This window comes from Acinetobacter sp. SFD, assembly GCF_001647575.1.
GTDB classification, from domain to species: Bacteria; Pseudomonadota; Gammaproteobacteria; order Pseudomonadales; family Moraxellaceae; genus Acinetobacter; species Acinetobacter pecorum.
Window position 1 is genome coordinate 25,636 of the sequence record NZ_LSZJ01000013.1, and the last position, 21,679, is coordinate 47,314.

A 21,679-nucleotide genomic window follows, 5' to 3' on the forward strand; every position below is an offset into this window, starting at 1 on the left:
TCGGTATTATTATTTTTAATCATTTTACTATATTGGCTATACGTAAAAACCTTTGTACATTTCCTTATACAATCTTTAATTGTTAATCCAATACCCCTCTCTATAAAATATAAGTTCCAATCTAGAAATTAAAATAATAAGGACAAGCAATGGATATTAAGAATCTTTCAGGTTTTGAAATGATACAAGCGATGATGGATGGAAAAATTCCCGCACCAACCATGAGCCAAACCATTCCAATGCGCCCCACCTTAATTGAAAGTGGTGAGATCACGTTCGAGGTACAAGCAGATCAACACCATTTAGACCCGCTGGGTAATGTACACGTGGGCTTTGCTGCAACTGTACTGGATACCGTAACAGGCTGTGCAATTCATACACTTTTAGAAGCAGGCGCCAGATACGGCACTGCTGATCTCAATATAAAAATGTGTCGTCCCATCCCGCAAAATAAACCGTTAAATGCCATTGGCAAGGTCATTAACCTCGGTGAAAAACTCGGAATCTCAGAAGGACAAATCATCGATGAAAATGGCGAGCTTTATGCTTACGCAACCGCCGCCTGTGTGATTACACGTTAAATCGAGTCAGCTTCCCTAATCAGGGATTTACAGTATCCCCCATCCTGTCTGCGCCACTTTGGCAGGTTTGGGGCGGGACAGAGCACAATACTCGAAATAATGTTTGGAGACATTTGCCACACTCAGCTTCTGGGTCTGTGCAGAAGAGGCCTGCCAAACTTTAGACTGATTTGTACCAGTTAGTAGATTGCCTGAAATGGCATAAATAAAGAGCTCTTTTGGTTGTGTTTCAGGCACATTCAGGAATACTTCAAAGCTGAATTGGCGTTCTTTTTCAACCAGCCATTTTTCTGCAAACCACAATTGTAACAAATCGCCCAAGTACAATTGTCTAGCTGCTAATGGCCATAAATCAATTTTTGCACCCACAACCAGGGTAAAATACTGTGCGGAATCCTGAATAATTTCGAGATAATGATATTGATAAAAAGATAGTTGCGAGAAAATTTGAGGGATGGTGAGCGTATTCATTCGCTTTCTCCGGTTTAGCCATTTTTGTGCTGGCAAGTAGGTTTAAATCCACACTGTTTGACCATCTGGTCAAACGACTTTATGTCTTCAATCTATCAAGTGATATTTATTCTGACAAGCTTTTTTTATGAATTTTATATGATTGTTTAAATTAAAATCATATAAATTGAATTTGTTAGAAATATGACAGTTTTTGCTTGACCCCTGCTGAAATCTCTCTATAATCGCATTCAGATTCTCCCATAGCTCAGTCGGTAGAGCGACGGACTGTTAATCCGCAGGTCCCTGGTTCGAGCCCAGGTGGGAGAGCCAAATTCAAGAAAGCCCAAGCATTTAAGACTTGGGCTTTTTTATTGCCTGAGATTTACCAACCCTCATCAGAAAATAAAAATCCCCCAGTCAATGGAGGATTTTCTTAATCTTAATATAGCTCCTAAGCTGCTTTGGTAGGCACACCACTATGGAAGCGGAACATCTCATCTGGGCTTAAAATCAGATTTTTCTCCACTTCTCTAATATGTTCAATACGTGCCTGAATATCTTCTTTTGGATTTTTCAGCTTCGCCTCTCTTGCCACATCTATCGCCAAGGCCAAATAGTCCTCAAAATGACGCGATTCAGACTTGAGCAAGTAACGGTAATAACGCCCCAGCTCTTCATCAACATGCGGTGCAAGTGCATAGAAACGTTCACAGGAGCGTGCTTCTACAAATGAACCAATCACCAACACATCAATCAGTGCTTCTGGCTCATAAGTACGGATTTCTTTACGCAAGCCACCGGCATAACGTCCTGCACTGAGACCAGTCCACTGCTGACCACGTTTTGCCATTAGTTCAAGTACCTGCTCATAATGCAGCATTTCTTCACGGACCAGCTGTGCCAGCTTGACCTGCAAATCCACAAAGAAACTGTAACGGAACATCAGGTTCATCGCGGTACTGGCGGCTTTCTTTTCACAGTTGGCATGGTCTTGCATCAAAATATCTAAATTTTTTAATGCTTCATCCACCCAGGCTTTAGGAGTTTCACAACCCAGGAAACCAATCACAGGCTTCATGAGTTCATCGTAATCATTATTTGACATATGTTTCTTGCAATCTTAACGTGCAGCTTTAATTGCAGCCTTCATTTGTTGTACAGCTTGCGCCAGACCAACAAAAACTGCATCTGCAATAATTGAGTGACCGATATTTAATTCATGAATTTGGGGAATTGCAGCAATCGGCGTGACATTATCCAGATTCAGACCATGACCTGCATTTACTACTAGACCTTTAGCAGCTGCATACTCAGCTCCTTTAATAATGCGCTCTAGTTCAGCCTGTTGTGCTTCAGGTGTTTCAGCATCCGCATAGGCACCGGTATGAATTTCAATCGTGGGTGCTCCACAAGCAACAGCAGCATCGATCTGGGCAATGTCTGCATCAATAAATAACGACACATCACAGCCAATCGCAGTCAGTTCTTGAGTGGCTTTTTTCACATCTTCAAAATGACCAACCACATCCAGCCCACCTTCAGTAGTGACTTCCTGGCGCTTTTCAGGCACGAAACAGACATGCTGCGGTTGAATTTCCTTAGCAAAAGCAACCATTTCATCCGTGACCGCCATTTCCAGATTCATATGTGTGGTCAATACCGGACGCATACGACGTACATCATCATCCTGAATATGACGACGGTCTTCGCGCAAATGCAGGGTAATGCCCTCTGCCCCCGCCTGTTCGCAGATCAATGCAGCATTGACTGGGTCTGGGTACGTCGTACCACGTGCTTGTCTTAAAGTTGCGACATGGTCAATATTGACACCAAGTAATGCAGCCATAACATTTTCCTAACTACGATTGAGATTGAGAATTTTGGATCCACAATTGCCGACTTTTGAGTGGTCGATCACCGAGTAAGGCAGTGATGACCTGTCGATAAAGCTTCGTCAATAATTGTAACTGTTCTGGATTAAAATCCCTACCATTTTCATGGCTCAGCATAGTTAAAATCTGCTGTCCAGACATGGTCGAACGTGAAACTTTGGCAGAGGGCATGAAACCATCATTAAGCTGAAAATAGTAATGTTGCTCAGGATTAATCTGCGCCTGATTGGCATCGACTGAAAAATCCAGACCATAGCCAAGTTCTTCCAACAAGATATGTTCAAATTGACGCAAGATCTGCTTGAGATAAGTATTCGGATCAGTTTGCGTAGAAAGCTGCTGCAAGGCCACTAGAGTTTCTCCATATTTGGCATAAGTCTGCGGCATTTCCACTTCAAGTGGGCACAGTCGCAGTAGAATCTCATTCAGATAAAATCCTGAAAAGAATGCATCCCCGAAAAAGAAAATGGGCTGATTAACAATTTCCAGCTTCGTAAAATTTTTGAGTTCTGACTTACCTGAGGCTTGCAAACGAATGGGCTGATATTGTGGCGGCGGTGTCTGCCTTAAAATCCCGTCAATACGGCCATATTCCCGGGTAAATAAATGTACGATATGGCTGCGATCGCGATATTTGCGATGATGAATTAAATATCCATGCAGTACTTCATTACGCATAGATTACTTCTTTAATCTTTATTCTTTTTTGATTTTTTCTCATCTTCATCATCATCCCCATCAGGAATGACGGCACCTACAACAGCCGCAGTGCCTTTGACTGCGACTTTTGTGGTTTTATAAGCCACTTTGACAGGAACCGTGACTACTTTATGAATGCAGCCTTGCAGAAATACAATACATGTAACGACTGCTAACACTTTTATCATCACGGCATTCCTTAAAGGGTCTTACAAATTTTTATCGCTTAGATATCACTATAACCTAAACTTTTTAATGCACGCTCATCATCAGACCAGCCACCTTTGACTTTCACCCAAAGCGTCAGCATGATTTTCTGTTCGAACATTTTTTCCATGTCGAGACGCGCATCCATACCGATTTTTTTCAGTTTGACACCTTTCTCACCAATCACAATCGCTTTCTGGCTCGGACGATCGACAAAAATCGTAGCATCAATATAGGTACAGGCGGCTTTCATACGACCGGTTTTTTCATTCAAGACCGGTTCTTCAGTTTTAAATGATTCGATCTGAACGGTCAAATCGTATGGAAGCTCTTCACCCAGCTGACGCATGATCTTTTCACGGATAATTTCAGATGCCAGGAAACGCTCTGAACGATCGGTCAGTTGATCCAGCGAATACAGTGGTGGCTGGAATGGAAGATACTTGGCAATCGTGTCACGTAAATGTTCGAGATTGGCACCACGAAGCGCAGATACCGGCACGATTTCCGCAAAGTTCATCAGCTTTTCGCGTTCACGAATAAGCGGCAAAGCTTCGTTCTTGTTTTCAAAGGTATCCAGCTTGTTGATCACCAGAATCACTGGCATTTCAGCGTTTTTTAGCTTTTCCAGAACCAGCTCATCATTTGGTGTCCATTTCTGGGCATCTACTACAAATAGCACCAGATTAACATCACGCAGTGCAGAGTGCGCTGCGCGGTTCATCATTTTATTGATGGCTCGGACTTCTTTTTTATGCATCCCTGGCGTATCGACAAATACCGCCTGAGATTTTTCACGTGAATCAATCCCCACGATTTTATGACGTGTGGTTTGCGGTTTACGTGAGGTAATCGAAAGTTTTTGACCCAGTATATGGTTCATTAAAGTAGATTTTCCCACATTCGGGCGACCTACAATGGCAACAAAACCACTGCGATAGTCCGATGGGATTTCAGTGCCTTGTGCGCTAAAAAATTGATTTACCAGGTCGTGACTGTCGCTTTGCGACTCGTGATCAGCATCAATGTGATCGGAATGAGTAGTCATTAAGACTTATGCTCCAAAAGTTTCAAAATATCCGCCGCAACGGCTTGTTCAGCAAAACGCCGGCTCGCACCTTCGCCTTGCATAGTCGGTAATCCCGCAATCTGGCATTCCACTTTAAAATGCTGATTGGGTGCATCACCTTGAATATCCACAACCTCGTAAACCGGGAGAGGTTTCTTACGTGCTTGTAAATACTCTTGTAAGCGGGATTTAGGGTCTTTAAGCTGGTCTGTCGGCTCAATATGGTCTAAATAGGGTTCGTACCATTTTAACACAATCGGTTCTAGCACGGTGAGATCACCGCAGTCGACATAGATTGCACCAATAATAGCTTCTACCGTATCTGCCAGTATAGACTCACGATGATGACCACCAGATTTCAATTCACCGGTACTGAGAATTAAATTCTGGCTCAGTTTTAAATCATTGGCGATTTTTCCTAATGCTTCCTGACGAACCAAGGTGGCACGCATACGCGTCAACCGGCCTTCATTTTCGCTTGGATAGGCATTAAAAAGATAATTCGCAATAATCATCCCTAAAAGCGAATCGCCCAGAAATTCCAGGCGTTCGTAGTTGTGTTTATGACTGACTGAACGATGAGTCAATGCCAGTTTCAGCAAATCAGCCTGTTTAAACTGATAGCCGATTCGTTTGGCAAGACGTTCATCATTTAGCTTTGACTGTGCTTTGATCAAACTCTTTCTCAAACTTCATCACTAAATCGATATTCATTAGGAAATTCTTACGAACTTCATAATTCTTTCTTACGACCATCGCTTGCGCATTGTCGAGAATAACATTCTGTTTAATGTCAAAATCACGAATATTATTCATCTCTAAACGCTTAGACAGATCAGAATTAAATTTTTCCGGCGTGATATTTGCAGGAGCACTTTTTAACAGCGCCTCAATCTCACCATCGACCATACGATCATCAAAGTATGGCCCCCAAACCGCAATCGCCACTTTTGCAAGAAATGCAAAGCCCACAATTGCAATTAAAACCCCAATATAAGAAGCACCTTGTTGATGTCTCATTTTTTATTTTCCTGCTTGAAACAATTAATCAATTGTTCCGTTTCGACTAAACGACGGCAATTTAAAGCCAGGTTCTTTATGCATCCAGATATAGAATGCACGACCTGTTAAGTTTTCTTCCGGAACAAGCCCCCAGAAACGACTGTCAGCACTTTGATCGCGATTATCCCCCATCGCGAAGTAGTGACCTTCTGGCACTGTGACTTCCCAATATAAACCATTTTCACCTGAATATTTACCATTTTCCAGATAGTTAATATAAGGTGCCTGACGAGCAACATTCACCCCTTCCAGCTCACGCATGGTAAAAGTATGCTCGCCCAGGGTTTCTTTATGATAAATAGCTGTCGGTGTATCTAAACGGTCTTTTTCGCGGCTAAACTCCACCGGAACTTTTGCTACTTTTTTACCATTAATACTCAGCTGACCATGATCATAAACAATATGATCACCTGGCAAGCCGACAATTCGTTTGATATAGCTGATGGAAGGTTGAGGTGGATAACGGAACACCGCGACATCACCACGTTCTGGACTACCAGTATCAATAATTTTAGTGTTCACAATAGGCAGTTTGATGCCATAGTCGAACTTGTTCACCAGAATAAAGTCGCCAGTTTCCAGGGTCGGCACCATCGAATCGGATGGGATATTAAAAGGTTCATATAAAAATGAACGCAGGATTAGCACAATGGCGAGTACCGGCCAAAAATCATAAGCCCAAGTGATAATGAAATTCTCGTTACCCTTGCCCCGGGTTTGCCTTTGTTTCAAGACAAACTTGTCTAGCAACCACACTGCGACAAAAAACAGAGTCGCAGGCACAAGAATCAAATTAAAATCAAAATCCATGGGCTTATATCCTTATTATTTTAGCGTTCGACTTTTAATACGGCTAAGAACGCTTCTTGCGGGATTTCTACACTACCCACCTGTTTCATGCGCTTCTTACCTTCTTTCTGTTTAGACAGAAGTTTTTTCTTACGTGACACGTCACCACCATAACACTTCGCCAATACGTTTTTACGCATGGCTTTTACAGTCGAACGGGCAATGATTTGTGCCCCAATTGCCGCCTGAATCGCGACATCAAACATTTGACGTGGAATCAGGTCTTTCATTTTTTCAACCAGTGCAATACCACGATGGCGTGCATCGTTACGGTGACAGATCATCGCCAAGGCATCGACTTTTTCACCATTAATCAGCACATCTACTTTGACTAAAGATGAGCTTTCAAAACGGACAAAGTTATAGTCGAGTGAGGCAAAACCACGTGAACATGACTTCAATTTATCAAAGAAGTCCATGACCACTTCGGCCATTGGAATTTCGAAAGTAATAGAAACCTGATTCGCCATAAACTTCATGTCTTTTTGCACACCACGGCGCTCAACACATAATGTCATGACGTTACCTAGGTATTCTTGCGGCACAAGGATATGACATTCAGCAATCGGTTCACGTAAATCTTCAACCGTTGAACCATCCGGCATTTTGGATGGGCTGTCGATATAAATCGTCTGGCCATTCTTCATCACCGCTTCATAAATAACGGTTGGCGCAGAAGAAATCAGGTCAAGATCGTACTCGCGCTCCAGACGTTCCTGTACGATCTCCATGTGCAGCATACCCAAGAAGCCACAACGGAAACCGAAACCCAGTGCATCTGAACTTTCAGGTTCAAAGAACAAGGCCGAGTCATTGATTTGTAGCTTATGCAAAGCTTCACGGAAAGGTTCAAAATCGCTGGCATCAATCGGGAATAGACCAGCATAAACCTGCGGTTTCACCTTTTTAAAGCCTGGCAATGTTGCCACTTCAGGTGTGGTTGCCAAGGTAATCGTATCACCGACAGGCGCACCGAAAATATCTTTAATACCGGCAATGACAAAACCAACTTCACCCGCTTCCAACATACCTGTTTCAGTATGTTTCGGGTTAAAGATCCCTACAGAAGTAATGATGTGCGTTTGACCTGTTGATTTGATCAACATCTTGTCGCCTTTACGCACACGACCCTGCTTGACGCGTACCAGAGAAACGACACCCAGGTAGTTATCAAACCATGAATCCACAATCAGCGCTTGTAACGGCGCTTCGCGATCACCTTCCGGTGCAGGAATTACATTGACCAGTGTTTCAAGCACACCCTCAATACCCAAACCTGTTTTTGCAGAACAGGTCGGCGCTTCTGTGGCTTCAATTCCGATAATATCTTCAATTTCCTGAATCACACGTTCAGGCTCAGCTTGCGGCAAGTCGATCTTGTTCAGTACCGGAAGTACTTCCAGACCTTGTTCAATTGCGGTATAGCAGTTGGCAACCGACTGTGCTTCTACGCCCTGCGCAGCATCTACCACCAGCAAGGCACCTTCACAGGCAGCGAGCGAGCGTGATACTTCATACGAGAAGTCAACGTGTCCCGGTGTATCAATAAAGTTCAACTGATACTCTTGACCGTTGGGATGAGTATAGTACAAGGTTACCGAAGTGGCTTTAATGGTAATCCCACGTTCGCGCTCAAGCTCCATTGAGTCAAGGACTTGAGCCTGCATTTCACGATCTTGCAAGCCGCCACAAGTTTGAATAAAGCGATCCGCTAGGGTCGATTTACCATGGTCAATGTGCGCAATAATCGAGAAGTTACGAATGTTTTTAATATCAACAGATTTTTTAGCTTGCGCCATGGGTTACCTTGAGAAAAAACGCGCTATGTAATTTAAAAATATTACATAACAAAAGCCGAATAGAAATTGCGAAGGATTATAGCAGAATGGTGATCTAGAAAAAGAATTATATTTTTTCCTTTATCCCTCAGCTTATGTACGCCACAGTCAAGCGAAATCTCAATCAACACCACACGTAGAAGATCACTGCCACCTCCATTTACTCCTCAATGCTAGACCGATATCCTGATCAGGCTAGAGAGCCTAATCTTTTCAATCCAGATATAAAGTGGAAAAATCAAAAGGATTTATATGTTCTGAAAGTGGCTGATAAGCCTGGGTAAATGTCGGTGACATGCGTTTTGGGCGCCCTGTGGCCATTTCAATACAGGCCCATTGAGTACTGCTGGTAAACAACAGGGTCTGATCCTGGGGCCGATAAAATGCGTATTGTCTAAAGGAATACAGGGCATTAAGATCATTCAGCCAGGTGCGCAGAATAATCTCATCGCCTTCAAAAGCCGCCTTACGGTATTGCACCTGATGCTCAACCGCGACCATGGCATGTTTCAGTTCCACATATTGCTTTAATCCCAAGCCCAGTTTTTCAATATGAGCTGATGCGACATCCTGCATCCATTGCACATAGATCACATTGTTCACATGACCTAATCCATCAATATGTTTGGCTTGAACCTTTAAAGCAAGATCAAAAATACCGCTCACTTCGCTGTTATCCTTTCCATGATTTTAAGGTTATAGAGTCTACCGAATTTATCGCTGGGGTAAATTGCAAAAAATAAAAAACCGCTTATACAAGCGGTCTTTCATGAAAATCTAGCAATTTTATGAGATACGCATGCCAACCACAGCAAGCTGACCCTGACGGATCAAGGTCACGCGCGCGATACTACCCTTTTTCAGTTCAGACACCTCTTGTACAAACTGATTGGAATTCAGTACTTTCTGGTTATTAATTTGCGTGATCACATCATTCGGCATAATTCGTGCCTGTGCCGCAATACCACCTGGTCGTACATCCTGAATCACAACCCCACCTTTAATTTCTAACTGCGCCAGCTCTGCCGGACTAAGATCACGAATTGAAACCCCGATTACTGGCCCTTTGTTCGGCTGTGCCTGCGTGCCTGCTTTTGCTGGCGTATCATCTGGTGCCGCACTTAAAGTCGCTGAAAGACTACGACGTTTATCATCACGTAAAATTTCAAGCTGTACCTGCTGCTGGGGTGCAGTACGGTTCAGATAGTTCAACAATTCACTGGTACGTGAAATTGGGGTACCGTTGTATTTTAAAATGACATCACTGGCACGCAGACCTGCACGTGCAGCCGGTGAATTTGGCGCAACCTGAGTTACCAGAGAACCTTCTGGTTTAGGCAGATTATAGGATTCAGCCAGATTACGGTCGATATCCTGCAAACTCACCCCCAGATATGAACGCGTCACTTTGCCGTTCTTCTTCAATTGATCCGCAACTTCCATCGCCACATCAATCGGGATCGAGAAGGACAAACCCATATACCCACCGGTTCCACTAAAGATCCGTGAGTTAACACCGACTACTTCACCACGCTGGTTAAACAGAGGGCCACCGGAATTACCTGGGTTTAGAGCTACATCGGTCTGGATAAAAGGGACTGCAGTTTCACCCATCATGTTGCGCATTTTGGCACTGACAATTCCGGCAGAAGCGGAATAATCAAAGCCAAATGGCGAACCAATGGCAAGAACAGGCTCACCAACACGTAAGCGTCCGACATCTCCTGTGCGTAATTCTGGAAAATTCGAGCCATTAACTTTAAGCAAAGCTACGTCAGTTCGTGCATCACTACCGACAACAGTGGCATCAATTTCACGACGGTCATTCAGGGTAATTGTAACTTTGGAAGCATCCTCAACCACATGATGATTGGTCAGCAGATAACCATCCTTGCTGATAAAGAATGCACTGCCATAACCGGTTTTTTCCTGTGGCATACGCTGCTGCGGAATAATCACCTGATTGCCAAAAAAGCGGCGCAGAATTTCTGGAACTTGTTGTTGTAAGAGCTCTTCTTCGCTCATTTTTTTAACGACATTGACACTGACTACAGCAGGACTGACCTGCTCCACCAGATTTGAAAAATCAACCGGCGTGACCGCCTGTAACTGTGCAGCACTCATGGTGAGGGTCGCTGCAAATAATCCTTTTTTTAAGTCTAGAATTTTCATATAAATTATTCACTCAAATTGTTGATAAATTTATGTAAATAGGTTTTATCACAAACACTGTAAAGTTTAAGTAATAATATGTTTCAAAACGTCTCTCTGGACAATATCTCATTATCAAAACCCTAAGTTAAGACTTTGATTAATTTTTTTCATCAATAAATGAGCACTTCAATGCTTGCCTTTTGCACAAAAAAGCGCTGTTATTACCAAACTTTTTTTAAAATTAGCTGATGGACATGTCTCATTCATCTCTTACCCATCAATTTGACGTCATTATTGTGGGCAGCGGCGGTGCCGGTTTAAGCTTAGCCTTGTCACTCCCAGACCATTTTAATATTGCAGTCTTGGCGAAATCTACCCTGACAGATGCCAGTACCTTTTATGCGCAAGGTGGCGTAGCCGCAGTCCTGGATGAAATGGACTCAATTGAACAGCATATTGATGACACCATGATTGCAGGTGCGCAACTGTGTGAAATGGAAGCGGTAAAACAGACAGTAGAAGGTGGGAAACCGTCAGTTGATTTCTTGCTGAAACATGGCGTTCAATTTACCCTGGATGAACAGGAACAGTTACATCTTACCCGTGAAGGTGGTCATTCACAGCGCCGAATTATTCATGCTGCCGATGCCACGGGTCGTGCCATTTCCACTACTCTGGTACAACGGGCTCAAGAAAAACAGAATATTAAAATCTTTGAAAATTATATTGCGATTGACCTGATTTGTTCACAAAAGCTGGGGTTAGACGGTAATAATCGTGCTCTGGGTTTATATGCCCTAGATGAACAAACTGAAAAAGTGCATACCTTCTTGGCCCCATTTACCGCCCTAGCCTGTGGCGGTGCCATGAAAGCTTATTTATATACTTCAAATCCGGATATTGCCACAGGTGATGGTATTGCCATGGCCTATCGTGCCGGCTGCCGGGTTGCAAATATGGAATTTAACCAGTTTCATCCGACCTGCCTTTATCATCCTCAAGCACGTTCTTTCCTGATTACTGAAGCAATGCGCGGCGAAGGCGCTTATCTGCGCCTGCCAGATGGCGAACGCTTTATGCTGCGTTTTGATGAACGCGCCGAACTCGCACCGCGTGATATCGTGGCACGTGCCATCGACTATGAAATCAAGCGTCTCGGTATTCGGCATGTCTGGCTGGACATTACCCATAAAGATGAAAGCTTTGTCAAAGAACATTTCCCTACCCTGTACGCCCGTTTACTTGAACTAGGGATCGACATTACCAAGGACATGATTCCAGTTGTTCCGGCAGCCCATTACACCTGCGGTGGTGTCGTAGTTGATGAAAACAGTCAGACTGATATTGCCGGACTCTATGCAATTGGGGAAACCTCTTATACCGGTCTACATGGTGCTAACCGAATGGCAAGTAACTCACTTTTAGAATGCTTTGTTTATGGGATGAGTGCGGCCGAACATATCCAAACTCATTTCAATCCTGCCTATACCTTTCCTGCAGTACCATCTTGGGATGATTCCCAGGTCACTAATCCGGATGAAGATGTGGTAATTCTGCAAAACTGGGACGAGTTACGTCAAACCATGTGGAATTATGTCGGGATTGTACGTACGACGAAGCGTCTGGAACGTGCGCTACATCGTATTGAAATGCTAAAAAAAGAAATCACCGAGTACTACCAGGATTATCAGGTCAGTAAAAACCTGATCGAGCTTCGTAATCTGGTACTGGTTTCCGAGATGATTGTACGCTGTGCCATGTACCGTAAAGAATCGAGAGGTCTGCATTTCACGCTCGATTATCCAGCACTGCTACCTGAACTACGCAAAACTGTACTCACCCCACCAAATTTTGAAGTCGAAACCCCACTGGTCAATATTTAAATAATCTGGGGAGATATACTGATCGGCAGCATAACTCCTTTTATTTTTAAATTCTTATTTGCTTCAACTTAGCTTAGGCTATTTATAGCCAGTCTTCTCACTTTCAAATATTTAACGTTGTGGTGGAATTGAATATGTTCCGGTCACATGCGCCACAGGTTCTTCAAGATCTATCGAAAAAATCCAGACTTCTCCCACGATCAGTGCCTTGCCGACCTTGATCAGCTTACACTCTCCCCGTATATCGGTACCACCAGAAGGCTTACGTAAGAAATTGATATTCAAGTTAGTGGTCACGGCCAGACCGACCAATCCAATTTCACCCAGAATCGCAACATAAAGAGCAAAATCCGCCAAGGTCATCATGGTTGGACCAGAAACGGTGCCGCCAGGACGCAATTCCTCTGACCTCACCTGATACAGCAAAGTAGCTCCACGCGGAGAAACTTCCTCAATCCGACACTTCTCCAGGCTTTGTGGAAACTCTTGTCGTAAAAATTGTTCTATTTCAGTTTTAGTCGTTTTCATATTATAAAAAATCTTCTATATCCACTTTAATATAGAAGATTTTTCACGCATCAACCTAGAGAAAACTCAAATAAAAAAAAGTATTTTAAGACCCAGCTTATTTTAGATAACTTAAGGCCTGCTCAAATACCTGTTCAGGGGTTTGGGTCGCATCCAGACGTTTGATGCGTTCTGGATCACGTTGCCACAAGCTTTCATAGCCTGCTCTCACTTTCTCAAAGAAAGTGACTTTCTCCTGTTCAAAACGATCCAGTGCCCCACGTTCACGTGCACGGTTCATTCCCAGCTCAATAGGTGCTTCTAACCAGAAGGTAATGTCTGGCATACGTGCAACAAAGTGGTTATTGAGTACCTGTAACTTGGTTTCACTCAGGCCCCGCCCCGCGCATTGATAGGCAAAGCTGGCATCGCTAAAACGGTCACACAGCACAATCTTTCCGGCTTCTAATGCAGGCAGAATTACTTGTGCCAGATGCTGTGCACGTGCTGCATACATCAATAGCAACTCGGTATCATGCGCCATGGTTTCTTCATGATTCACTGTCAGCAATAGCGAACGAATCTGCTCGGCCATTGGTGTTCCCCCCGGTTCGCGAGTGAGAATAACGTCCTTGCCCTGTGCGATAAAATCTGCATAGATCGAACGAATGAGCGTAGTTTTACCCACACCTTCTGTGCCTTCAAAGCTAATAAACATACTCATTCCTTACTTTTCGAACGTAAAATCGTCAGATATTCCTGTACGGCTTTATTGTGATCATTCAGATTGGTGGTGAATTTATGTCCACCATCGCCGGTCGCTACAAAGTACAGATTCTCAGAATTATCCGGATGCATGGCTGCTTCAATGGCTTTCTTGCTTGGCAAGGCAATTGGTGTTGGCGGCAACCCTGAAATGGTATAGGTATTATACGGCGTCGGTGTGCGTAAATCCTTGCGGGTAATATTACCGTTATAGCTGTCACCCATTCCGTAAATTACCGTTGGATCAGTCTGTAAACGCATACCATTTTTTAAACGGCGTATAAACACCCCGGAAACCTGTTCCAGCTCACGGTCAATACTGGTCTCTTTTTCAATAATTGATGCCATAATCAGCGCGTCATATTTATTCTGATACGGTAGATCAGCCGCGCGTTTTGCCCACGCTTCATCCAGTATTTTCATCTGTCGCTGATACAGATTGGTCAGAATTTTGCGGTCTGTTTCACCTTTGGCAAAGAAGTAAGTATCCGGTGCAAACAACCCTTCGGGATGTGAATACGTAATATTGAGTTCTTTCAGTAATTGCGCAGTAGGCAGATGCAGCACTTCCTTGGTAACCAGATCATTTTTCTTCAGGATATCGACCAGCTGTTTAAATGTTGTGCCTTCAATCACCAGAATCCGGCTCATCTGGGCATTGTCTGCATTGGAAATCATTTCCAATACCTGACGAAAACTCATGCCTTGGCGTACTTCATACACGCCCGCTTTCATGGTGTCATGAATCATGATGCGCTGATACAGTTTCAGGATGATCGGAAAACTCACCTGATCTTCTTTGGCCAGGCGATCAATGAAACCGGAATAGGTTTGACCAGATTCAATCGCGAGCAGCTGTTTTTTTCCTTCAACAGGATAATCTTTCCACAAACTGCTCTTTAGGATTAACCCCAAGATCAAAGCAATACCAATCAGTACTAAGACAATTCCTTTGAAAGATGAGGAAGATCTCACCTTATTGTTCTTTTTGGCTTTAGGTTTGGAAGCTGACATATTAAGACATCTGGTTTAATCGAAGACGGTTAAAAAGTTCAATACAAGCATTGCCATCCAAGGCGCGCTGCTCAAATTGTGTGACAATTTTCATCGGGCTGAGTGCATTGCAGAAAAACAGACTCCGAATATGGGAAATTTCATCCATACTCATATATCGTTGTTCACAGACAATACCCTGATCTTGCATACGTTGTAGAATTTCTGCACGCATGACACCGAAGACGCCATTATAACGGAGTTCCGGCGTAATCCATGTATTCTTTATAAGAATGAAACAATTACTGCTCACCCCTTCGACAATGCCACCTTGTACATCTGTCACTATTGCCTCAGGCCAGCCGCGTTGATCTGCTTCCTGTTTCAGTAAAACCTGCTCCAGGCGGTTCAGGGTTTTCAGTCCAACCAGACTGGGCATAGTCAATCCCACTGCCTGCTGCAATACGCCACTTTGAATCTGTTCAAACTTAAAATCCTGTATGTCTTGAGGATAATAAAACAGCCAGAGATCTGCTGGATGATCCGGCAAACTATAACCGCGCTGCCCTACTCCACGACTGAGCACAATCTTTAATGTCCCGTTCAGCTTACCCTGTGATTCCCCTAGAAGCTGTAAACTTTCCGTGATCAGATCAAGATTGGCATTCAGGCTTAAGCTCTGATTGCTGTTTTGTAAACGTATCAAATGACGATCATACAATTCAATCCGGTTATGTCGAATCCGGGCCGTCGTAAAACAACCATCACCATAATGAAAGCCACGATCCAGCACCTCTATATGGCTGACGCGTTGGGCATTTTTTAAATACAGCATATTTTTACGGCCTCTAAAATGAAAAATTGTGCAGTAAAATCCAGGCTTCACCTATATATCTCTTTTACTCACATCCAATTCTTTTTTAATTATTTTTTATGCAAAAAAACTCAAGCTATTCTTGCCTCATCTAACAAAAGCTAAAAAACTTGAGGCAAAAATGAGCATTCGTAAATTAAAAATTGGGGTATTGGCAGCACTGGTATCAGCAAGCGCTTTTAGTGTCTCTGCAAAAGATTTCCTAAACGTTTCATATGACCCGACTCGTGAATTATATGATAATTTCAATAAGGAATTCAGCGCATACTGGAAAAAAACCACCGGTCAGGATATTAACTATAAACAGTCACATGGTGGTTCAGGCAAACAGGCACGTGCCGTGATTGACGGACTGGATGCCGATGTTGTGACACTGGCACTGGCAGCAGATATTGATGAGATTGCAGAACGAGGTTTGCTGCCTAAAGACTGGCAAAAGAAATTCCCGCAGAATTCGACACCCTATACTTCAACTATCGTTTTCCTTGTACATAAAGGCAATCCAAAAGGGATCAAAGACTGGGGAGATCTGGTTAAACCGGGCGTAGACATTATTACCCCGAACCCAAAAACTTCAGGTGGTGCACGCTGGAATTATCTGGCTGCCTGGGCATGGGCCAAACATCAAAAAGGTGGCAATGATGCTAAAGCACAAGACTTTGTGCGTCAAATCTATAAACAGACCAAAGTACTGGATTCTGGAGCACGCGGTGCCACAACGACTTTTGCTGAACGTGGGATTGGGGATGTATTACTGGCCTGGGAAAACGAAGCGCATTTAGCTGTCCGTGAACAACCGGGTAAATTTGAGATTATTACCCCTTCTCTGTCTATTCTGGCTGAACCACCGGTGGCGATTGTAGAAAAAAATGCAAAAAAAGACGGTAATGAAAACCTCGCCAAAGCCTATTTAAATTACCTCTATTCACCTGCTGGGCAAACTGTGGCGGCGAAAAACTTTTACCGTCCACGTAATGCGAATGTCCTGAAGCAGCACAATAATGTATTCAAGCCATTGAAGCTGGTAACCATTGATAAAGAGTTTGGTGGCTGGACCAAAGTTCAGAAACAGCATTTTGACAATGGCGGTGTGTTTGACCAGATTGTTAAAGCCAATCACGCAAAATAATACTTTAAATGCAGTTCATTATGGCCTTTATTCATAAGGCCATTCTTATTTCAAACACTTAAGAGGTTATTTATCTCTTTTTTTCATATAAAATTCATTTTTAATTATTTTTTATGCATAAAGAATGAGTTTATTCTGCACTTATGTTACAGAACATATCAGAGATTCAGTCCAGATGAGCATTTCAAATACATTAAAACTTGGGGTTTTAGCAGCTGTTATCTCGGTAACCTCATTTGGTGCAGCAGCACGTGATTTTCTCAATGTATCCTATGATCCGACCCGTGAACTGTATGAAGATGTAAATAAGAATTTTGGCAAATACTGGGAAAGCCGTACCGGTCAAAAAATCAATTTTAAGCAATCGCATGGCGGTTCAGGCAAACAGGCTCGCGCGGTAATTGATGGACTGGATGCCGATGTCGTGACATTAGCTCTGGCCGCTGATATTGATGTACTGGAAGCGAAAGCCAAACTGTTACCTGCAGACTGGCAAAAGAATTTACCCAATAACTCGACACCCTATACTTCAACTATCGTTTTCCTGGTGCGCAAAAACAATCCCAAAGGGATTAAAGACTGGGGAGATCTGGTTAAACCCGGTGTAGCGATCATTACGCCAAACCCGAAAACCTCAGGCGGTGCGCGCTGGAATTATCTGGCTGCATGGGCTTGGGCCAAGCATCAGGCAGGTGGAAACGATAAAACTGCGCAAGAATTTGTCCGTAAAATCTATAAAAATACCAAAGTGCTAGATTCTGGAGCACGTGGCTCAACCACGACTTTTGCTGAACGCGGGATTGGGGATGTTTTACTGGCTTGGGAAAATGAGGCGCATCTTGCCCTTCGTGAACAGCCGGGCAAGTTTGAAATTGTAACCCCATCACTGTCGATTCTGGCTGAGCCGCCGGTTGCGATTGTAGAAAAAAATGCTGCTAAAAAAGGCAACAAATACCTGGCTCAGGGTTATTTAAACTTCCTGTATTCCCCCCTTGGTCAGGAAATTTCGGCACGTAACTTCTATCGTCCACGTACTGCCAAAGTTCTGGCCAAATACAGCCAGGTATTTAAGCCATTAAAACTTGTCACCATTGATCAGGAATTTGGGGGCTGGGATAAAGTGCAGAAAACACATTTTGAAAATGGTGGCGTGTTTGATCAAATTGTAAAGGCAAACAGCGCAAAGTAATTCACAGCTGGTCTCTGAGGAGCATTGATATGACCCATACGCTTATTGTTCCAGGTGTCGGTGGTAGCGAATACAATCACTGGCAAACATGGTTACAACAACGGCTAACTCGATGCTCTCGTGTGCAACAAAAGGATTGGAATCATCCGGTTTTGCAGAAATGGATCATTGAATTTGTCAATATCCTGCAAGCTATTCCAGAAGACGTACAGATTGTGGCACACAGCTTTGGCTGTCTGACCAGTGTAGCTGCCCTTGCCCAACATCCGGAACTCAATGCAAAAGTAAAAAATCTGCTATTGGTAGCTCCAGCTAATCCGGCACGATTTGGGGAAAATGGTTTTGCGCGTGATAGTCAAACAGACTACAGCGCCTATTTTCAACAGCTCAAACTTCAAGTACCTACCAAATTATTGATCAGTGAAAATGATCCATGGTTAAGCTTTGAAGATGCGCACTTACTGGCCCAGGCCTGGAAAATCAAACCGGTCAATCTGGGGGCAGTCGGTCATGTCAATGTCGCTTCAGGCTTCGGTCCTTTTCCCGAAATTAAACAATATTTGATTTCAGAAAACGCTATGCCTTATATCAGTAAAGTTGATGATAGCAAGTATTATTTTAAATTTGCATTTTAGTTGCTGCAAACTATGCTTGTGCCAAATTTATTTTCTAATTTCGCTGGTTATTTTTAACGAGCATTCTCTCTTTTGAGGAGTAATCATGTCGCAGCGATCCCGAGTGCTGCCAGGATTTGGTCTTTCTCTAGGCTTTACCCTAGCGTATTTGTCATTAATCGTTCTGATCCCCCTGTCTGCTGTTTTTATTAAATCACTAGGCATTGGCTGGGAAGGCTTATGGGAGATCCTGAGCTCTGAACGTATCCAAAAATCACTGCAACTCAGTTTCAGCGCAGCGATTTTTGCCGCACTGGTAAATGTAGTATTTGGCCTGTTACTGGCCTGGTGTCTGGTACGTTACAGCTTTCCGGGCAAGCGTCTTGTCGATGCTTTGGTAGATTTGCCATTTGCCTTACCCACCGCGGTTGCGGGTATTGCCCTGACCTCTTTATATGCACCGACCGGCTGGATTGGTCAATATCTAGAACCGATCGGTATCAAAGTCGCCTATACCCCGATTGGTATTACATTAGCGCTGATCTTTATTGGTCTGCCTTTTGTAGTGCGTACCGTCCAACCGGTACTGAGTGATCTGGAAACTGAACTGGAAGAAGCGGCTTCTGCACTGGGTGCCAACCGTTTTCAGATTATCACCAAAGTGATTTTTCCAATCCTTCTGCCTGCGCTGATCACTGGCTTCGCTTTGGCCTTCGCCCGTGGTGTTGGTGAATATGGCTCCGTGATATTTATTGCTGGTAACCAGCCTTTTGAAACAGAAATTGCCCCCTTAATGATTATTTCTCGCCTGGAAGAATATGACTATGCAGGTGCAACCACCATTGCAGTAGTGATGTTGCTGATTTCTTTTGTCTTGCTGTTCCTGATTAACTTACTGCAAGCCTGGGCAAGCCGCCGTACCGGGAGAACTGCACGATGAGTTTAAATACCAACAGCAATGCGCTGGCTGAAAAGCTGCAATCCCGTGATGCAACCCGCGAGCCAACCTGGGTACGTTATACCCTGATTACCATTGCACTGCTTTTCTTTTTGAGCTGTCTGATTCTGCCGCTGATTCTGGTTTTTGTAGAAGCTTTCAAACAGGGAATAGGTGTTTATACCCAGGCTCTGGTACATCCGGATACCTTGTCGGCAGTGAAACTCACCCTGTTGACTGCTGCAATCGCAGTACCACTCAATGTCATATTTGGTGTTGCTGCTGCATGGTCAGTGGCCAAGTTTAATTTCCGTGGCAAGTCATTCCTCACCACCCTGATCGATATGCCTTTCTCGGTTTCACCCGTAATTGCCGGGTTAATGCTGGTACTGATTTTTGGTACCCAAGGCTGGATGGGTTCCTGGCTGATGGACAATGACATCAAGATCCTGTACGCGGTGCCTGCGATTGTTCTGGCAACCGTCTTCATTACCGTACCTTTTGTTGCCCGTGAGCTGATTCCGTTAATGGAAGCACAAGGTACTGAAGAAGAAGAAGCGGCAATTGTACTCGGTGCTTCTGGCTGGCAGACTTTCTGGAAAGTGACCCTGCCAAACATCAAGTGGGGCCTGATCTACGGTGTAATTCTATGTAATGCACGTGCCATGGGCGAGTTTGGTGCAGTATCGGTGGTTTCTGGTCATATCCGCGGCGAAACCAATACCTTGCCGCTTCACGTCGAGATTCTCTATAACGAATATACTTTCAGTGCTGCGTTTGCCGTGTCTTCACTTCTGGCTCTCCTCGCAATTGTGACCTTGGTTCTAAAAACCTGGGTAGAACTGCGCCAGGAAAAACAAGACAAACGTAATGATGATTTAACAGTTTCTTAAGGAATGCCCACATGAGTATTCAAGTTAAAAATATTGAAAAACACTTTGGTGCATTCCATGCACTGAAAAACATTTCACTAGATTTCCCGGATGGTCAGTTAGTGGCTCTACTGGGTCCATCAGGCTGTGGTAAAACCACCCTGCTACGTATTATTGCTGGTCTGGAATCGGCAGATGGCGGTCAGGTCATTCTTGAGGGCGAAGATGCTACCAATGTGCATGTACGGGAGCGTGAAGTCGGCTTTGTATTCCAGCACTATGCCCTGTTCCGCCATATGACGGTATTTGACAATATTGCCTTTGGCCTGCGTGTGCGCCCACGTAAAACCCGTCCATCAGAAGCTGAAATTAAAAAACGTGTGACGCGTTTACTTGACTTGGTTCAGCTTGGTTTCCTGGCTGATCGTTATCCAGCCCAGCTTTCTGGGGGGCAGCGTCAACGTATTGCACTGGCACGTGCTCTGGCAGTTGAACCACGTGTATTATTACTGGATGAACCTTTTGGTGCACTGGATGCCAAAGTCCGTAAAGAGCTACGTCGCTGGTTACGTACCCTGCATGATGAACTGCATATTACATCGATCTTTGTAACTCATGATCAGGAAGAAGCACTTGAAGTTGCGGATCAGATCGTAGTGATGAACAAAGGTGATGTGGAGCAAATCGGTTCACCACGTGAAGTCTATGAAACACCGAAAACGCCATTTGTATTTGACTTTTTGGGTCAGGCAAATCGTTTTGAAGGTCAGAATCATGGTGGCCTCCTCCAGCTCGGTGAAGACCGCATCCAGTTTGAGGGTGCAAAAAATGCTGCTCAAGGCGAAGTTATTTTATTCGCACGTCCAGATGACTTACGCATTCATGCGCAGCCACATGACAATGCAATTCAGGCCACCTTTATTCGTGAATTGTGGATTGCTGGCAAAGTGGTTGCAGAACTGAATGATCGACAAGGCAACCTGATTGAAATTTTACTCACACCTGATGAAGCGAGAGCACATCAATTCCGCCCAAATCAAACCGTGTGGTTAAGTGCAGTTAACTTGCATCTATTTGAAAACCAGGTCGCTTAAGATCAAAAGATGGGGTTT

24 protein-coding genes and 1 tRNA gene are annotated in these 21,679 nt (G+C 43.9%); 9 read left to right on the forward strand and 16 right to left on the reverse strand.

All coding sequences use genetic code 11. The features are described 5' to 3' along the window. Window positions 1-149: 149 nt before the first annotated feature. Entirely contained in the window at window positions 150-581 is a 432-nt protein-coding gene (locus AY605_RS09650; protein WP_064096200.1) for a PaaI family thioesterase, read from the forward strand. A 27-nt stretch (window positions 582-608) separates the two neighbouring features. Here the strand turns inward: AY605_RS09650 and AY605_RS09655 are convergent, their stop codons facing one another. Continuing rightward, complete coding sequence (locus AY605_RS09655) at window positions 609-1,052, reverse strand: hypothetical protein (RefSeq protein WP_064096201.1); 444 nt, start codon at window positions 1,050-1,052, stop codon at window positions 609-611. 236 nt (window positions 1,053-1,288) lie between these two features. On the opposite strand from AY605_RS09655, the gene AY605_RS09660 reads away from it, so the two are divergent. Further along, window positions 1,289-1,364: transfer RNA gene (locus tag AY605_RS09660), tRNA-Asn, on the forward strand. 121 nt (window positions 1,365-1,485) lie between these two features. Here AY605_RS09660 and AY605_RS09665 read toward each other — a convergent pair. The 11 genes from AY605_RS09665 to AY605_RS09715 form a co-directional block, all read right to left on the reverse strand. Continuing rightward, complete coding sequence (locus tag AY605_RS09665) at window positions 1,486-2,139, reverse strand: tRNA-(ms[2]io[6]A)-hydroxylase (RefSeq protein WP_064096202.1); 654 nt, start codon at window positions 2,137-2,139, stop codon at window positions 1,486-1,488. A 15-nt stretch (window positions 2,140-2,154) separates the two neighbouring features. Continuing rightward, window positions 2,155-2,880 (reverse strand): pyridoxine 5'-phosphate synthase, encoded by a 726-nt coding sequence (pdxJ, locus tag AY605_RS09670; protein WP_064096203.1) that lies wholly within the window; start codon window positions 2,878-2,880, stop codon window positions 2,155-2,157. A gap of 13 nt (window positions 2,881-2,893) precedes the next feature. Further along, window positions 2,894-3,604 carry a DNA repair protein RecO gene (gene recO, locus AY605_RS09675; protein ID WP_064096204.1) on the reverse strand — a complete coding sequence of 237 codons (711 nt, stop codon included), beginning with the start codon at window positions 3,602-3,604 and terminating at the stop codon, window positions 2,894-2,896. An 11-nt stretch (window positions 3,605-3,615) separates the two neighbouring features. Continuing rightward, a complete protein-coding gene (locus tag AY605_RS09680) occupies window positions 3,616-3,813 on the reverse strand; it encodes an NF038104 family lipoprotein (protein WP_064096205.1) in 198 nt (65 codons plus the stop codon). Between the two features lie 38 nt (window positions 3,814-3,851). Further along, the gene (gene era / locus AY605_RS09685; protein WP_064096206.1) at window positions 3,852-4,880 is read right to left on the reverse strand and encodes a GTPase Era; all 1,029 of its coding nucleotides are present in this window, start codon (window positions 4,878-4,880) and stop codon (window positions 3,852-3,854) included. Beyond that, on the reverse strand, window positions 4,880-5,578 hold the full coding sequence (gene rnc / locus AY605_RS09690) for a ribonuclease III (RefSeq protein ID WP_004279062.1): 699 nt from the start codon (window positions 5,576-5,578) through the stop codon (window positions 4,880-4,882). The genes era and rnc overlap by 1 nt, the downstream gene beginning before the upstream one ends. Continuing rightward, on the reverse strand, window positions 5,550-5,921 hold the full coding sequence (locus tag AY605_RS09695) for a DUF4845 domain-containing protein (RefSeq protein ID WP_064096207.1): 372 nt from the start codon (window positions 5,919-5,921) through the stop codon (window positions 5,550-5,552). Before AY605_RS09695 ends, rnc begins: the two co-directional genes overlap by 29 nt. 24 nt (window positions 5,922-5,945) lie before the next feature. Continuing rightward, entirely contained in the window at window positions 5,946-6,773 is an 828-nt protein-coding gene (lepB, locus tag AY605_RS09700; protein WP_064096208.1) for a signal peptidase I, read from the reverse strand. A gap of 20 nt (window positions 6,774-6,793) precedes the next feature. Continuing rightward, window positions 6,794-8,611, reverse strand: a complete 1,818-nt coding sequence (gene lepA, locus AY605_RS09705) for a translation elongation factor 4 (RefSeq protein ID WP_004279065.1) — start codon at window positions 8,609-8,611, stop codon at window positions 6,794-6,796. A 252-nt stretch (window positions 8,612-8,863) separates the two neighbouring features. Beyond that, a complete protein-coding gene (locus tag AY605_RS09710; protein ID WP_064096209.1) occupies window positions 8,864-9,316 on the reverse strand; it encodes an acyl-CoA thioesterase in 453 nt (150 codons plus the stop codon). Between the two features lie 120 nt (window positions 9,317-9,436). Next, window positions 9,437-10,822 (reverse strand): Do family serine endopeptidase, encoded by a 1,386-nt coding sequence (locus AY605_RS09715; protein WP_064096210.1) that lies wholly within the window; start codon window positions 10,820-10,822, stop codon window positions 9,437-9,439. A 236-nt stretch (window positions 10,823-11,058) separates the two neighbouring features. On the opposite strand from AY605_RS09715, the gene nadB reads away from it, so the two are divergent. Further along, entirely contained in the window at window positions 11,059-12,687 is a 1,629-nt protein-coding gene (gene nadB / locus AY605_RS09720; protein WP_064096211.1) for an L-aspartate oxidase, read from the forward strand. A 111-nt stretch (window positions 12,688-12,798) separates the two neighbouring features. Here the strand turns inward: nadB and AY605_RS09725 are convergent, their stop codons facing one another. The 4 genes from AY605_RS09725 to pabC all read right to left on the reverse strand — a co-directional run bounded on the left by AY605_RS09725 (window position 12,799) and on the right by pabC (window position 15,787). Then, the gene (locus tag AY605_RS09725; RefSeq protein ID WP_064096212.1) at window positions 12,799-13,215 is read right to left on the reverse strand and encodes a PaaI family thioesterase; all 417 of its coding nucleotides are present in this window, start codon (window positions 13,213-13,215) and stop codon (window positions 12,799-12,801) included. Window positions 13,216-13,312: 97 nt separating this feature from the next. Next, window positions 13,313-13,912, reverse strand: a complete 600-nt coding sequence (tmk, locus tag AY605_RS09730; RefSeq protein WP_064096213.1) for a dTMP kinase — start codon at window positions 13,910-13,912, stop codon at window positions 13,313-13,315. A 2-nt stretch (window positions 13,913-13,914) separates the two neighbouring features. Further along, window positions 13,915-14,973: an endolytic transglycosylase MltG gene (mltG, locus tag AY605_RS09735; protein WP_064096214.1), complete on the reverse strand. Its 1,059-nt coding sequence runs from the start codon at window positions 14,971-14,973 to the stop codon at window positions 13,915-13,917. 1 nt (window position 14,974) lies between these two features. Then, complete coding sequence (pabC, locus tag AY605_RS09740) at window positions 14,975-15,787, reverse strand: aminodeoxychorismate lyase (RefSeq protein WP_064096215.1); 813 nt, start codon at window positions 15,785-15,787, stop codon at window positions 14,975-14,977. Between the two features lie 160 nt (window positions 15,788-15,947). Here pabC and AY605_RS09745 point away from each other — a divergent pair, with 160 nt between their 5' ends. The 6 genes from AY605_RS09745 to AY605_RS09770 all read left to right on the forward strand — a co-directional run bounded on the left by AY605_RS09745 (window position 15,948) and on the right by AY605_RS09770 (window position 21,661). After that, on the forward strand, window positions 15,948-16,955 hold the full coding sequence (locus AY605_RS09745; RefSeq protein WP_064096216.1) for a sulfate ABC transporter substrate-binding protein: 1,008 nt from the start codon (window positions 15,948-15,950) through the stop codon (window positions 16,953-16,955). 175 nt (window positions 16,956-17,130) lie between these two features. Continuing rightward, a complete protein-coding gene (locus AY605_RS09750) occupies window positions 17,131-18,144 on the forward strand; it encodes a sulfate ABC transporter substrate-binding protein (RefSeq protein ID WP_064096471.1) in 1,014 nt (337 codons plus the stop codon). Between the two features lie 29 nt (window positions 18,145-18,173). Next, on the forward strand, window positions 18,174-18,779 hold the full coding sequence (locus tag AY605_RS09755; RefSeq protein WP_064096217.1) for an alpha/beta hydrolase: 606 nt from the start codon (window positions 18,174-18,176) through the stop codon (window positions 18,777-18,779). 85 nt (window positions 18,780-18,864) lie between these two features. Then, window positions 18,865-19,698, forward strand: a complete 834-nt coding sequence (gene cysT, locus AY605_RS09760; protein WP_064096218.1) for a sulfate ABC transporter permease subunit CysT — start codon at window positions 18,865-18,867, stop codon at window positions 19,696-19,698. After that, a complete protein-coding gene (gene cysW / locus AY605_RS09765; protein WP_064096219.1) occupies window positions 19,695-20,588 on the forward strand; it encodes a sulfate ABC transporter permease subunit CysW in 894 nt (297 codons plus the stop codon). The genes cysT and cysW overlap by 4 nt, the downstream gene beginning before the upstream one ends. Before the next feature lie 11 nt (window positions 20,589-20,599). Continuing rightward, the gene (locus AY605_RS09770; protein ID WP_064096220.1) at window positions 20,600-21,661 is read left to right on the forward strand and encodes a sulfate/molybdate ABC transporter ATP-binding protein; all 1,062 of its coding nucleotides are present in this window, start codon (window positions 20,600-20,602) and stop codon (window positions 21,659-21,661) included. Window positions 21,662-21,679 lie beyond the last annotated feature (18 nt).